At 56.7% G+C, this 13,232-nt stretch carries 14 protein-coding genes; 5 read left to right on the top strand and 9 right to left on the bottom strand.

Annotation, left to right across the window (positions count from 1 at the left end):
• Position 1 precedes the first annotated feature (1 nt).
• From WNY61_RS10805 to WNY61_RS10835, 7 genes are all read right to left on the bottom strand, one after another.
• Positions 2–1,036 carry a low specificity L-threonine aldolase gene (locus tag WNY61_RS10805; protein WP_342851456.1) on the bottom strand — a complete coding sequence of 345 codons (1,035 nt, stop codon included), beginning with the start codon at positions 1,034–1,036 and terminating at the stop codon, positions 2–4.
• On the bottom strand, positions 1,036–1,506 hold the full coding sequence (locus WNY61_RS10810) for a YcgN family cysteine cluster protein (protein WP_342851457.1): 471 nt from the start codon (positions 1,504–1,506) through the stop codon (positions 1,036–1,038). The genes WNY61_RS10805 and WNY61_RS10810 overlap by 1 nt, the downstream gene beginning before the upstream one ends.
• Complete coding sequence (locus WNY61_RS10815) at positions 1,503–2,435, bottom strand: bifunctional riboflavin kinase/FAD synthetase (protein WP_342851458.1); 933 nt, start codon at positions 2,433–2,435, stop codon at positions 1,503–1,505. Before WNY61_RS10815 ends, WNY61_RS10810 begins: the two co-directional genes overlap by 4 nt.
• Before the next feature lie 61 nt (positions 2,436–2,496).
• On the bottom strand, positions 2,497–2,940 hold the full coding sequence (locus WNY61_RS10820; RefSeq protein WP_007119003.1) for a MaoC family dehydratase: 444 nt from the start codon (positions 2,938–2,940) through the stop codon (positions 2,497–2,499).
• 89 nt (positions 2,941–3,029) lie between these two features.
• On the bottom strand, positions 3,030–3,902 hold the full coding sequence (locus WNY61_RS10825) for a TIGR01459 family HAD-type hydrolase (protein ID WP_342851459.1): 873 nt from the start codon (positions 3,900–3,902) through the stop codon (positions 3,030–3,032).
• 50 nt (positions 3,903–3,952) lie between these two features.
• Positions 3,953–4,873 (bottom strand): manganese-dependent inorganic pyrophosphatase, encoded by a 921-nt coding sequence (locus WNY61_RS10830; RefSeq protein ID WP_342851460.1) that lies wholly within the window; start codon positions 4,871–4,873, stop codon positions 3,953–3,955.
• Between the two features lie 98 nt (positions 4,874–4,971).
• Complete coding sequence (locus WNY61_RS10835; RefSeq protein WP_342851461.1) at positions 4,972–5,325, bottom strand: MmcQ/YjbR family DNA-binding protein; 354 nt, start codon at positions 5,323–5,325, stop codon at positions 4,972–4,974.
• A gap of 64 nt (positions 5,326–5,389) precedes the next feature.
• On the opposite strand from WNY61_RS10835, the gene WNY61_RS10840 reads away from it, so the two are divergent.
• From WNY61_RS10840 to groL, 3 genes are all read left to right on the top strand, one after another.
• Positions 5,390–6,070 (top strand): DUF2161 family putative PD-(D/E)XK-type phosphodiesterase, encoded by a 681-nt coding sequence (locus WNY61_RS10840; protein ID WP_342851462.1) that lies wholly within the window; start codon positions 5,390–5,392, stop codon positions 6,068–6,070.
• A 166-nt stretch (positions 6,071–6,236) separates the two neighbouring features.
• Complete coding sequence (gene groES / locus WNY61_RS10845) at positions 6,237–6,524, top strand: co-chaperone GroES (RefSeq protein WP_007119008.1); 288 nt, start codon at positions 6,237–6,239, stop codon at positions 6,522–6,524.
• Positions 6,525–6,589: 65 nt separating this feature from the next.
• Entirely contained in the window at positions 6,590–8,236 is a 1,647-nt protein-coding gene (gene groL / locus WNY61_RS10850; RefSeq protein WP_342851463.1) for a chaperonin GroEL, read from the top strand.
• A gap of 101 nt (positions 8,237–8,337) precedes the next feature.
• Here the strand turns inward: groL and WNY61_RS10855 are convergent, their stop codons facing one another.
• Positions 8,338–8,766 (bottom strand): response regulator, encoded by a 429-nt coding sequence (locus WNY61_RS10855; protein ID WP_342851464.1) that lies wholly within the window; start codon positions 8,764–8,766, stop codon positions 8,338–8,340.
• Positions 8,767–8,789: 23 nt separating this feature from the next.
• Positions 8,790–10,778, bottom strand: coding sequence for an ATP-binding protein (locus WNY61_RS10860; protein WP_342851465.1), 1,989 nt, complete (start codon positions 10,776–10,778; stop codon positions 8,790–8,792).
• Positions 10,779–11,000: 222 nt separating this feature from the next.
• Between WNY61_RS10860 and WNY61_RS10865 the strand changes: the two genes are divergently transcribed.
• The gene (locus WNY61_RS10865) at positions 11,001–12,344 is read left to right on the top strand and encodes an extracellular solute-binding protein (protein WP_342851466.1); all 1,344 of its coding nucleotides are present in this window, start codon (positions 11,001–11,003) and stop codon (positions 12,342–12,344) included.
• 68 nt (positions 12,345–12,412) lie between these two features.
• The gene (locus WNY61_RS10870) at positions 12,413–13,159 is read left to right on the top strand and encodes a HAMP domain-containing sensor histidine kinase (protein ID WP_342851467.1); all 747 of its coding nucleotides are present in this window, start codon (positions 12,413–12,415) and stop codon (positions 13,157–13,159) included.
• Positions 13,160–13,232: the final 73 nt, after the last annotated feature.

The following is a 13,232-nucleotide window of genomic DNA, read 5'->3' on the forward strand; positions in this document are numbered from 1 at the left end:
TTTAGAAGTGGCTTAGGAACTGGTCGATCTGGTCGCGGCTGATCGACCAATCGCAGACCATCCGTGCGGCCAGCATCTCGTCATCGCCACCGTCCAGCGTGCCATCCCAGAGGTAATAGCGCGCGCCTGCTTCGTGCAGCTTGCGGTGGATGGCGCGGGGGAAACGGGCGAAGATCATGTTCGCCGCAGGCTCATGCAGGAATTCCGCCCCCGCCGCGCGCAGCCGTTCGGCAAGATAGGCCGCATTGGCATTGGCAGCCTTGGCCGTTTCCAGCCAAGCACCATCCGCGAGGTAGCCTGCCATCTGCGCCGAAAGGAACCGGTGTTTGGAGAAAAGATGCGCCCCGCGTTTGCGACGTAGTTCAAACTCCCACGCTTTCTGGGGGTCGAAAAACACCACCGCCTCAACACCCATACAGCCGTTTTTGGTCCCGCCGAAGCTGACAACATCAACACCCGATTTCCACGTCATTTCTGCCGGGGTGCAGCCTAAAGCCACCAGCGCATTGGCAAAACGCGCGCCGTCCATATGGACGGGTAGGTCGTGTTCCTTGGCGACCGCTGTCAGTGCCTGCAATTCGTCAAGGCTATGGACCCCGCCGCGCTCGGTCACTTGGGTGATCGACACCGGGCCGCGCTGCGGGCTGTGCACATCGCCAAGGCCCCGCGCGGTGATGGCGCGGCGCAGGGCGTCCGGGGTCATCTTGTCGTCCGTTTCCACCAGCGTCAGCTTGGCCGCGCCGCTGTAGAATTCCGGCGCATTGCATTCGTCTTCTTCGATATGCGCGACTTTGGAGCAAAAGATCGTCTGCCACGGCTGGCAATAGCTGGCCAGCGCCAGCGCATTCGCTGCCGTGCCGGTTGCAACAAGATAGACCGCGGCCTCAGGTGCCTCAAATTGCTCACGTATCTGCGCGCGTACCTCTTCCATGATCGGGTCTTTGCCGTAGGGCATGGCATAATCGCTGTTGGCGCCGATCACGCGCTCCATCACCTTGGGATGGACGGGGCCGGCGTTGTCAGAGGCGAAAAACATCAGGTGGGCTCCTCGATAATATGGTCTTCCCATTCCTCGAACGGGGTGTCGAATTCGGACACGGTATCAAATTGCACGCTGACTCCGGCCTCGTGAACGCTGTCGGGCGTGCCGGTCAGCAGGGGGTGCCACTCGGGCAGCGGCTTGCCCTCCCAAAGCAGGCGATAGGCGCAGGTCTGGGGCATCCAATAAGCGTGGGTGTCAAGGTTATCGGGACGCAGCACGATGCAGTCGGGCACAAACTCATGCCGGTTCTCGTAATGCACGCAGCGGCAGGTGCTATCGTCCAGCAGGCGGCAGGCGACACGGGTGAGGGCCACTTCGCCGCTGTCTTCGTCTTCTAGTTTGTTCAGGCAGCATTTCCCGCAACCATCACAAAGCGCTTCCCACTCGGTTTGGGACATCTCCTTGAGCGGCTTCTGCTCCCAGAATTTCGGAGCCAGGCCCTTGCGGGGGATCGGGTCGCTCATAGAGCCTCCAGAATGGCGCGGGCGCGGATGCAATCGGCGTCCATCTGGGTGATGAGTGCCTCAAGACTGTCGAACTTCTCTTCGCCACGCAGGTGCTCGACCAGTCCGACCGAGAGCGGCGCGCCATAAAGGTCGCCTTTGAAATCAAAGAGATAGGTTTCAAGGTTGGCTTTGTTTTCACCGAACATGGGGCGCACGCCGATGCTGGCCGCACCGTGATAGCTGCCCTTGTGCGGCCCCTCCAGCACATCCACCAAGACGGCATAGACGCCAAAGGCGGGCGGGTGCAGCCCATCGATGGACATATTGGCGGTGGGGAAGCCCAGCTCGCGGCCGCGCTGTTCGCCTGAGATCACAGGCCCGTCGATGCGGTGCCAATGGCCGAGCATGGCAGCCGCTTCGCGGGTCTCACCACCGCTCAGCGCTTCGCGGATCGCGGTCGAGGATACCGTCAGCTCATCACGCTCCATCAGCGGGGCGATGGTGACGCCAAATCCATACTGATCGCCGAAGCGCACCAGATCGCCCGCCGTACCTGCGCGGCCTTTGCCAAAGCAGAAGTCAGCGCCGACCACCACATGTGCAAGCCCGAGCCCTTCGTGCAGCACATCCCGGGCAAATGCTTCGGGGCTGAGGCTGGCAAGTGTGCCGTTAAATGCCAGTTCAAAAAGCCGTTCGACGCCGATCTTCTCCAGTCGATGTGCGCGGGCCTCGCGGCCCATCAGGCGAAAGGGCGGGGCATCGGGGGCGAAATATTCACGGGGATGCGGTTCAAAGGTGACCACACCGAGGGGTGCCTCGGGGGCCGCGCGCTGTGCCAGTTCAATTACCGACCGGTGGCCAAGGTGAACGCCATCGAAATTGCCAATCGCAGCGGTGGCACCACGATCGGGCAGGTCGACGAATTGATAATCTCGGATGATCCGCATGGACCTTGCCTAGCCGTGCCTGCGCGCAAGGGCAAGATGCAGGCAGGGCGAAACTGCAGGGTCAGTCGAACTTGGCTGAAGGGGCGAGCACGGTGGCCTCACCTTCTAGAACGGGCTTGCCATCGACCGAACAGCGGCAATCCATTTTGACCCGACGCTTGCGGATATCCATGTCGGTAACGGTCACTTCCGCCAGCACCATGTCACCGGGGCGAACGGGAGCAAGAAATCTAAGCGACTGTCCGAGGTAGATCGTGCCGTGACCGGGAAGCTGTTCGCCAATCACGGCTGAGATCAGTCCTGCGGTCAGCATTCCATGAGCGATGCGACCCTCGAAGATCGTGTCACGAGCATAATCATCATCCAAATGCACCGGGTTATGGTCGGTGGAGACCTGCGCAAACATCTCGATATCAGTATCAGTCACGACTTTGCGCAAATGGCGGGTCATCCCAATTTCGATGTCTTCGATGCAAATCGTCCCGCGTGGCAGATTATCCAACATGACGGCTCCCTAGTAATAAAGTGACGCCGAGAGGCGCTGAGATGCAACTTTATTACTTCGCAGCTGCAGAAAATCAAGTGAAAACTAGGTTAACGCAGGAAACCGATTGCATAGGTTGGGGAGGAAGATTCGCGCGTGAGGTATGACTTCAGCTTCTCTTCATCGGGTTGGTGAGTGGTATCCGTTTCCGCAGCCGCCAGACCACCGGTGATAAAAAGCGAATCAATGCCTTCGTCGATCGCGCCTTTGACGTCCGTCAGGATGCCGTCGCCGATAGCGAGGATACGGTCGTCGGGACTATCGACATCAAGCGCGGCAAGGCGACGGCGCGCAAGATCGTAGATCGGACCGTGTGGCTTACCAAAGTAGAGGCTTTCACCCCCCATTTTTGTATAGAGCGCAGCCAACGCCCCGGCGCACCATTCGCGCACTTCGCCCCGGTCCACCACAATATCAGGGTTGGCACAGAGCAATTTTAGCCCGCGGGCGATGGCCTGCTCAAACTCGGGGCGCATCACGTCGGGGTCGGCCATCGGATCAATAGGGCCAGTGCAGACAATGCCTTCGGCCTGATCCAATGCGACAGTTTTAATATCTACTGGGTCTTCAAGAAGGGTCAGCGGCTCGAAAAACTTGCGCTCGCCGGGATGGCCGATGAACCAAACCTTTTCGCCCACCGCCCCCCGGAACATGGCCGAGCGCGCGGAATCGCCGGAGGTGGCGATGCTGTCCCATGCATCTTTCGGCACGCCGAACTGCTGCAACTGCTTCTCTACGCCCGTGCGCGGGCGGGGGGAGTTGGTGACCAGCACGACCTTGCCGCCGGTTTTGCGATAGGCCTGCAATGCCGCCACCGCATCAGGCAGCGCCTTGCGCCCGTCATGCACGCAGCCCCAGAGATCGACGAACAGCGCGTCATATTGATCGGATACGTCGGGCAGGGCTGAGATAATGCGGGTCATGGGACGGCCTTTCAAAAAGCGAGGGCGGGCGCTTGGCCCGCCCGATTGGCTTACATCTTAAGGTTGGGGATGATCTGCTTTTTTCGGCTCATCACGCCGGGCAGCACGACCGTGTCGCCCGAAACCTCAGCGCCAAAGCTCTGCTCGGCGATATGTTTGACCATGTCGTTGGGCACCAGCAGCGTCGCCTCTTCCTTGAGGATGTCGACGATGAACAGAAGCACCTGTGCGGCACCGTCGGCTTCGGCGACTTTCGGCATCTCAGCCATTAGCGCGTCTTTACGGTCCAGCAGCGGCGCGGGGGAGGTGGTCTCCAACACGCTCACCCGCAGGTTGGTGCCGTCGAGGTCGAATTCCTTGCTGTCCATGCGCAGCAGTTCAGCCTCGCTAAAGGACGACACATCAGATTTCGCCGCGAACATTTCGGCCGCATATTCGCTGATGTCTACGCCCAAATCGCGCGCGATATCTTCGGCAATCGCGCGGTCTTCTTGCGTGGTGGTCGGGCTGCGGAATTCCAACGTGTCGGACAGGATGCAGGACAGGGCCGCCGCTTTGACGCCGCGCGGGGCCTGTGCCCAGTCTTTGCCGATCATCTTGAACATAATGGTCGCGGTGCAGGCGAGCGGCTGGATGTTGATCTCAATCGGCCCGCGGGTTTCCAAGCCCGCCACCAAACGGTGGTGGTCGATGATGCCTGTGATGTCGGCCTCGTTGATGTTGGCGGGCAGCTCGACGGGGTTGTTGGTGTCGACGATGACAACCTTGGTGTCGGCCTCAAGCGCGGTCAGGATTTCCGGCTTATCGAGGTTCCATTTGTCGAGCATGAACAGCGCTTCGGTGTTCGGCTCGCCCAGCAGAACGGGTTTGGCGGGGATGCCCTTAATCTCGTTAAGATACCAAGCCCAGACGATCGGGCTGCCGGTGCTGTCGGTGTCGGGGGATTTATGGCCAAAAACAAGCGTTGTCATGGGGCGGTCCTGTCTATTCGGGTGGATTTGCGGGCCTTATAGCAGGTTCAATAGGCTTGTCACCTGCGCCCGCTGCATTGCGGCATTGCACGCAGGGCCTAAAGGCCCAGTTCCGCCCGTTTCTTTCTGGAAAGTGCGGCGGCGATCATGTCGTAGGAGGCGCGGATGTGATCCCGTAGGCCATCGTCACCCAGTCCCGGCTCGGCGTAATGCTGTATCCACTTAAGCCCGCGCGAGGCCAGATAGGGTGCAGGCCGCAAGCCGGGGCTGTCGGAGAGCACTTCAAACCCCAGCTCAGTCACTTTGAAGGTGAAAGCAGGCGCGTCCTCGGCCCAGCCGCAGATCGCAAAGACCTTGCCGCCGACTTTCCAGACGTCAGCATTGCCCCATTGCACAACGTGGGATGTCTGGGGCAGGGCGGCGCAAAAGGCGTTGAATTCGTCGCGGGTCATGGCATGAGCCTAAGCCGCACGCGGCCCTTTGCATAGCGCTGCGCAATGGGGCAAGTTGCCCGCCATGAGTAAGCCCCGTGAGACCGATCTTTACCCCCCAATCAAGGCATTCCTTGAAGATCAGGGCTATGTTGTAAAATCCGAAGTCGGCGCCGCAGATGTGGTGGCGGTGCGCGGGGCAGAACCGCCGGTGGTGGTGGAGTTGAAACTCGGCTTTTCGCTGGCGCTGTTTCATCAATGTCTCGCACGGATGAAGGTCTCGGATGATGTCTACCTTGCCGTGGCGCGCCAACCCGGCAAGCGTTTTGCTAAGTCGGTAAAGGATAACGTCACTCTGGCGCGGCGTTTGGGGTTGGGGCTGATTACCGTGCGTCTGTCGGATGGGCTGGTGGAAGTGCACTGCGACCCCGGCCCCTATGCGCCGCGCAAGAATGCCAAGCGCGCGGCGTTGCTCTTGCGCGAATTCGCCCGGCGGCAAGGGGATCCGAATGACGGCGGTCAGACCCGTGCAGGGCTGGTGACCGCCTACCGTCAAGACGCACTGAAGCTGGCGGTATTCCTCTTTGAGGCCGGGGCAAGCAAGGGCGCGGATGTGGCCCGCGCCACGGGGGTGTTGGCGGCAACCCGCATGATGCGTGACGATCACTATGGGTGGTTTGAAAAGGTCGGCAAAGGTATATATGGCCTGACCCCAACGGGGGCAGAGGCTGTGGCTACCGCTGGCCGCATTCTGGGCGCGGGTTAATAGTTCCAATCCGCGCAAAATTTTTTGACGCCGTTGTTGACAGGACGCGGACCGCTGCTTAGCTATGCCTCGTTATCACTCACAAGGGTTGAGTGCTAACGGCTGCACCCCTCGCCCGGAGGGGGTGGCTTGGAAGAGTAACTTTGAGCCTTAAGGAGCTGCAAAGATGGCATTGAAACCGCTTCATGACCGTGTGCTGGTAAAGCGTACCGAAAGCGAAGAAAAAACCGCCGGCGGGTTGATCATCCCTGATTCCGCCAAAGAAAAGCCTTCCGAAGGTGAAGTCGTTGCCGTGGGCACCGGCGCACGCAAGGACAACGGCGAGCTGATCGAAATGGCCGTCGCACCCGGCGACAAAATTCTGTTCGGCAAATGGTCCGGCACAGAGGTCACCGTCGAAGGCGAAGAAATGCTGATGATGAAAGAAAGCGACATCATGGGGATCATCGCGTAAGCCGCCCGGCTTGCCGACCCTTTTGAAGACGCTCACATCAATCTAAGATTTTAGGAGAAGACAACATGGCTGCTAAGGACGTCAAATTTGACACCGATGCCCGCAACCGGATGCTCAAGGGTGTAAACATCCTTGCCGACGCGGTGAAAGTCACACTCGGCCCCAAAGGCCGTAACGTGGTTCTGGACAAATCCTTCGGCGCACCGCGCATCACTAAAGACGGTGTATCCGTGGCGAAGGAAATCGAACTGGAAGACAAGTTCGAAAACATGGGCGCCCAGATGGTCAAGGAAGTCGCTTCCCGGACCAACGACGAAGCAGGCGACGGCACCACCACTGCCACCGTTCTGGCTCAGGCCATCGTCAAAGAAGGCATGAAGTCGGTTGCTGCTGGCATGAACCCGATGGACCTTAAGCGCGGCATCGATCTGGCAACTGCCCGGGTCGTTGAAGCGATCAAGGCCGCAGCACGTGACGTGTCCGACAGCGACGAAGTCGCGCAGGTTGGCACCATCTCCGCCAACGGCGAAAAAGAAATCGGCCGTCAGATCGCAGACGCGATGCAGAAGGTCGGCAACGAGGGTGTTATCACCGTCGAAGAGAACAAGGGTCTGGAAACAGAGACCGACGTCGTCGAAGGCATGCAGTTCGACCGCGGCTACCTGTCCCCCTACTTCGTCACCAACTCCGACAAGATGACTGTTGAGCTGGAAGACGTAATCATCCTGCTGCACGAGAAGAAACTGTCGAGCCTTCAGCCGATGGTTCCGCTGCTCGAGCAGGTGATCCAGTCCCAGAAGCCGCTGCTGATCATCGCCGAAGACGTTGAGGGCGAAGCCCTGGCGACACTCGTCGTGAACAAGCTGCGTGGCGGTCTGAAGATTGCTGCTGTGAAGGCACCGGGCTTCGGTGACCGTCGCAAAGCCATGCTGCAGGACCTCGCGGTTCTGACAGGTGGTCAGGTGATCTCCGAAGATCTGGGCATGAAGCTTGAGTCCGTCACTATGGACATGCTGGGTTCGGCCAAGAAGGTTTCGATCACCAAAGACGAGACCACTGTCGTTGACGGCGCTGGCGCGAAGGCCGAGATCGAAGCCCGCGTGGCTCAGATCCGCAACCAGATCGAAGAAACCACGTCCGACTACGACCGTGAGAAGCTGCAAGAGCGCGTTGCCAAACTGGCAGGCGGTGTTGCTGTTATCCGCGTCGGCGGCATGACCGAAGTCGAAGTGAAAGAGCGTAAAGACCGCGTTGACGATGCACTGAACGCGACACGTGCCGCTGTTCAGGAAGGCATCGTTGTTGGCGGTGGTGTTGCTCTCGTTCAGGCGGGCAAAAAGCTCGAAGGTCTGACAGGCGACAACAACGATCAGAACGTCGGTATTTCCATCGTCCGCAAGGCACTGGAAGCACCGCTGCGTCAGATCGCTGAGAACGCTGGTGTGGACGGTTCGGTTGTTGCCGGCAAGATCCGCGAAAGCGACGACCTGAAGTTCGGCTTTAACGCTCAGACCGAAGAATATGGCGACATGTTCAAGTTCGGCGTTATCGACCCGGCCAAGGTTGTTCGCACTGCTCTGCAAGACGCGGCTTCCATCGCTGGTCTGCTGATCACCACCGAGGCGATGGTCGCTGACCGTCCGTCCAAGGAAGGTGCCGGCGGCGGCATGCCCGACATGGGCGGCATGGGCGGCATGGGCGGCATGATGTAATCCAGCCCAAATGGCTCAAGATAAGGAGGCGTGCCAGAAATGGCGCGCCTCTTTTTCTTTGGTGGGGACACCTTCATCTTTGCGCCTCTAGTTTTTGGCCCTTAATTGGGCAACTCAACAATCCGCGCATAGGCATTCAGCATGTCGAGCGCATTTGCAAAGGTCTCTGAAGGGTTCTCCTTCACAATATAGCCCGCTACATTCTTGTTGTAAGCAGATTGAACATCCGTGGGCATATCGGACGTTGTAAAGACAAAAATGACCATACGCTCTAGCGCTGGATCGGCCCGGACGACTTCCAAAAATTCAAGCCCACCCATCCGCGGCATATTCAGGTCGAGTGTAATGATATAGGGCGGCAATCGCCCATGCCGTTTTACCTCCTCTGCTAAGAACTCTAGCGCATGTTGGCCGTCGTGGCAGACTGCCGTTTCGTTCACGATTTTCAATTTTCGCATCGCCCGCTGCATGGCCATCACGCTGACCTTGTCATCATCAACGATAAGAAATTTTGCGGCAGTAGTTTTCATCCAGCAGTCCTTCGAGGCTTGCCTCATGCCGCCGCCGCTATCGGCGGAGCAGGGCGGTGAGAGTGCGGTGCTTGTGGGAGTTCGACAATAAAGGTAGAGCCACGACCTTTGACAGGGTCGGATATAAGGGTGATTTTGCCCTTCTGGTGGCTCGCCAACTTACTTACAATAGCAAGGCCAAGACCGCTTCCCTCAACCTCATCGCGCGGTCTTAGTGTCTGGAATAATTCAAATATCTTGTTTTGGTGTCGCAGTTCTATTCCGGGACCGTCATCGCGCACCATCAGGATCAAACGATCCTCAACAACGTCAGCGCTGACATGGATTTCACCTTGGGCACGGTCATGGTGCTTGATTGCGTTAGAGATGAGGTTGCCCAAAATTTGCTGCAGCGGGCTGAGTTGCACGTCAATTAAATGATCCGTGCCAGTGAAGCTAATATCGAACCGATCCTCAGTATCGATATAGCGTGCCTGCTCTGCCACTAAACGGGCAAAGTTCACTGGCTCTGGAATAGGTTGATCTTGCCCGGCGCGTGCATAGTCCAGTAGATCGTTCAGCAAGCGGTTGAGGCGATCGATTCGCTGCTGGGACATCAGGAGATACTCACGGCTTTCGTCGCTTAGAACGTTTTCCTCATCCTCCAGCACCCAAAGGCTTAGTTCATGTACAGCGCGTAGGGGAGAGCGAAGATCATGTGCGGCCACATAGGCAAACTTCTCTAGCTCAATATTCGAGCGACGAAGTTCTTCCGCATTTCGGCGGAATATAACCAAAGCACGCGCCATTTCTCCCAATTCATCGCGGCCTCGGACGGTAATTGGATGATCAAGATCGCCTCCTGCGATGGCCGTTACGGAATTGGTTAACCTTCTGATACGACGATTGAATTGCCGCTCGATAACCAGCCCGTTGGTAAGAGCAATGGCGAAAAGCGCAATCGTAACTGTTGCGCCCACGATCCAAATGACCCGGTGAATAGCATTGCTAAGGTTTTCTGACGCGCGATCAACCAGTTGTAATGTATTCTGCGTCAGGTCGGAGGACATGTCAGACAGTTCAACGATCATTGGCAAATGCTCAGCCTGCAGTGCCCTAAGGCCATTCCGAAACCGCAGGCGCGCATCGGTATGGGCAAAAAAGCCGCTTTCGGGGCCAAGCAGAGCATCACGCAACGCGGTAATCTGACGTGCCAAGGACTGCTGCTTTTCTATATCGGTAATACGCGGAAGACGGGATATGATATCCTGAAGGTGCTCCTTTACCTGAAGCTCCGCTCGTTCAAGCTGAGGCGGTCTGTCTTGCAGCCTTTGCGCGACAACAATGCTAATTAAAGTATCTAGGCTTAGGCGAACATCGTTAAGATTGATGGCATTTAGCAAAAGGTCTGGGAAGTTTGGGTTAAGCGCTCGAGTGGGGTCGTCGTCCGAAGGAGGAAACCCATCTGCGTTGCGTAGTAGGGCTTCGGACCTTTCCGAAAGCTGAAAAGCGAGGTCATCAATAATTAGATGGCTTTGCTCCTGGACACGCTCAATATTGTCCAGCGCCTCTATAATTTGGGCTTCTGAACGCCGCATCTTTCGACGGTTTTGAATCGTCGCAGCCGACGCGCGCTGCGCTACCTGCAACCGCTCCTCAAGCTGGGTCAAAAGTGGTTGGTCTATTCCCAGCTCTTTAAGGGTATCCAGCAAGCTGATAACCTTACCGATCTTTGTGGAAATATCCTCTTCAAGGGTTTCAAGAGAAACCGCAAACTCAGTCTGGTTTAACTGCTCAATCAGTAAGAAGACGCCATTCAATGAGCGCTCAATTCGTTGTGAAAGAGCCATCATTGGCAGCGCGGATAGACTTAATTGGGCATGGCTACTCAATGCAGAGCGCATTTGTATCGTAGCGGCTGACCCTGCCACGCAAATGATTGCAGCGACCAGAATAAGCACCGCCCTAAGGCGGGTGCTAATGCGGCTGCCAAAAAGCTGCGGCAGTTGTCTGAGAGGAAGTATCGTTACCATGCAAAATCAATAGCCGGAACCAATTAACGCAATGTTAAGTGCCGCCGACCTAAAACTGATTTATCGCCAGCGGGCCATCCCGTCTGTCGGTTCGAAAATCTGGAGGATTATAACGTGTTGAGAGGGAAGAAACTTACGCGACGACGGCTTTCCCTCGGCCTTGGGGCAAGTCTTACAGCGCTGGCTGCCGGCCCGGTATTCGGGTCGGAGGCAATTGACATAGTGGTCGCCGAAGATGCGCGTAAACTTGGCGACAACGGTCGTCCACTATCTGTTTTGTTACCAGAAGGGTCTCGAGCCAATCTCGACCCGGTCGCTGCAGCTTTTACAAAGAAGACCGGTATTCAGATAAATTTGGAAGAGGTCCATGTCGATCAAATCAATGCTGAACTGATGTTAAATAGCGTGTTGGGTCAAGCGAAATATGACATTGCCTTACCGGCAACTTTCGGCGTGGCCGACCTCGTGGCAGCAGGCGCGATCCATGCTTTAGATGACTATATCGGGCGTTACGAACCTAAAGGTTTTAGGAACGCGATGCTCTATCAGGAAGGCGATAAGTTCGATGGTCAGACGTATGGCTTCCAGACTGATGGTGACGCTTACTTGATGTTTTACCACCGCGAAATGCTCAATGATTTGGATGCGCAAAAACGTTATGCAGATCGCTTCGGCTATATTCTTTCCACTCCAAAAACTTGGGAGGAATTAGATCGGCAAATTCGGTTTTTCCATTCGCCCGCGGAAGGCCGCTATGGGGGGCTGTTATTTCGCACGCCGGGTTATCTGGCCTGGGAATGGTGGGTTAGATTTCATGCCAAAGGTTATTGGCCTTTGGCTTCTGATATGACGCCGCAAATCGCTGAGGAGGCGGGTATAGCGGCATTAGAGGAATTGATCGCGATTACAGACTGTCTGGTTCCTGAAACATCCAGCCTCGGGCTATTCGGAAATTGGGCGCGGTATGCAAAGGGCGATGTGTATTGCAACATTGGCTGGGGCGGGACGCAGAAGTATCTCAATTCTTTGCAATCACCGATGCGGGGGCGAATGGTACATGGACCCACGCCGGGCGGAAAGGTTGGGAGTGAATTGCTGTCAGCCCCTTATTTCAATTGGGGGTGGAGCTTTGTGATCAGCACCGCCTCGACGCAGAAAGAGCTCGGATACCTCTTTGCGCTTTTTGCGGCCACTCCCGCAATTTCAACGCTTGCTGTTCGGCAGCCCGGCGGGTTCTTTGACCCATACCGCGATGAGCACTACAGCGATCCGGGTGTACAAAAGGCCTATTCCGAGCCCTTCTTGAAAGTGCAGCGCGAGGCACTCGAAGGGGCGATACCCGATCTGTATCTCAAAGGTCAATCGGAGTACTTTCAAACTTTGGGCAGAGGGCTGGACAGAGCCCTCCAAGGGGACGTAACGCCGAAAGTGGCCTTAACCCGAGTTGCTCAAAAATGGCAACTTATTACAAGTCGCGCCGGGCGTGCGGAACAGATACAGCGATGGGCACAACTCCGGGTTAAATATCCGCCAGAAGCCCGCCGATTACTGCGAGATATCGCGTGATGCGAGGGCCGCGAATTAATGCTCAATCTATTTACTGTAATCAATGGAGCCGTCTTGGTTATTAGCACATGACACCACCGCTGTTGAACCTCACCCCCCACACTGATCCGTATTCGACCGCGCCGCCGCAAAACGCTGCCGTGGATACGCAAGAGTTTATCTATCTTTTAAGCCACGATCTACGAAGTTCCATCCGGGCGCTACTAGAACTTCCTGAGTGGATCGCTGAAGACCTCGAAGAATCTGGGCTAGAAGTGAGTGCATTAGTACTTGATTCCATTTCCTTGATGAAACGGCATACGCAACGCTTGGACAGGATGCTGATCGACTTGCTGCACTATTCCCGTGTGGGTGAAGGTCGCAATGTTCAAAAGGTCAATTTGCGTGATGCCTGTGATGCTGCCCTAGAAGAGTTGGGGCTGCCAAGTGAATTTCGATTCAACCAACAGTTCAATTGCCATTCATTTTCAATCTGCGAACAGGACCTGCACGCGCTCTTTACGGCATTGATTGGCAACGCAGTAAAGCATCATGATCAGCTTTCGGGTATTGTTGAGGTATTGGGGCGGATGGAGGGAACGACTCTGGTACTGACCATTTCGGACGACGGTCCAGGTATCCAGCCGGAGTTTCATGACCGGGTTTTTAGACCCATGACCACGCTGCGCGCGCGGGACGACGTTGAAGGGTCCGGCCTTGGGTTGGCCATCGTACAAAAAATCGCAAGGTGTTATGAAGGATCTGCCAGAATTTTTTCCGGACAGAAAGGCCGCGGGACGACGGTTGAAGTGAGATTGCAGACGGTCACGAAGTAGGAAGGTAAAAAGGCCGGATCAGGCCTATCGACCCCGTTCGGACGGGGAAAGAGGTGACTTGAAACAAGCAAAC

It is taken from the genome of Sulfitobacter sp. AS92, assembly GCF_038900015.1.
Lineage (GTDB): Bacteria > Pseudomonadota > Alphaproteobacteria > Rhodobacterales > Rhodobacteraceae > Sulfitobacter.

What these genes read in the sequence shown, in the direction of transcription:
- WNY61_RS10825 (WP_342851459.1), bottom strand. Translation starts at nt 3,902, where the DNA reads ATGACCCGCATTATCTCAGCCCTGCCCGACGTATCCGATCAATATGAC.
- WNY61_RS10810 (WP_342851457.1), bottom strand. Translation starts at nt 1,506, where the DNA reads ATGAGCGACCCGATCCCCCGCAAGGGCCTGGCTCCGAAATTCTGGGAG.
- groES (WP_007119008.1), top strand. Translation starts at nt 6,237, where the DNA reads ATGGCATTGAAACCGCTTCATGACCGTGTGCTGGTAAAGCGTACCGAA.
- WNY61_RS10855 (WP_342851464.1), bottom strand. Translation starts at nt 8,766, where the DNA reads ATGAAAACTACTGCCGCAAAATTTCTTATCGTTGATGATGACAAGGTC.
- WNY61_RS10860 (WP_342851465.1), bottom strand. Translation starts at nt 10,778, where the DNA reads ATGGTAACGATACTTCCTCTCAGACAACTGCCGCAGCTTTTTGGCAGC.
- WNY61_RS10870 (WP_342851467.1), top strand. Translation starts at nt 12,413, where the DNA reads ATGACACCACCGCTGTTGAACCTCACCCCCCACACTGATCCGTATTCG.
- WNY61_RS10820 (WP_007119003.1), bottom strand. Translation starts at nt 2,940, where the DNA reads ATGTTGGATAATCTGCCACGCGGGACGATTTGCATCGAAGACATCGAA.
- WNY61_RS10830 (WP_342851460.1), bottom strand. Translation starts at nt 4,873, where the DNA reads ATGACAACGCTTGTTTTTGGCCATAAATCCCCCGACACCGACAGCACC.
- WNY61_RS10835 (WP_342851461.1), bottom strand. Translation starts at nt 5,325, where the DNA reads ATGACCCGCGACGAATTCAACGCCTTTTGCGCCGCCCTGCCCCAGACA.
- WNY61_RS10840 (WP_342851462.1), top strand. Translation starts at nt 5,390, where the DNA reads ATGAGTAAGCCCCGTGAGACCGATCTTTACCCCCCAATCAAGGCATTC.
- WNY61_RS10805 (WP_342851456.1), bottom strand. Translation starts at nt 1,036, where the DNA reads ATGTTTTTCGCCTCTGACAACGCCGGCCCCGTCCATCCCAAGGTGATG.
- WNY61_RS10815 (WP_342851458.1), bottom strand. Translation starts at nt 2,435, where the DNA reads ATGCGGATCATCCGAGATTATCAATTCGTCGACCTGCCCGATCGTGGT.
- groL (WP_342851463.1), top strand. Translation starts at nt 6,590, where the DNA reads ATGGCTGCTAAGGACGTCAAATTTGACACCGATGCCCGCAACCGGATG.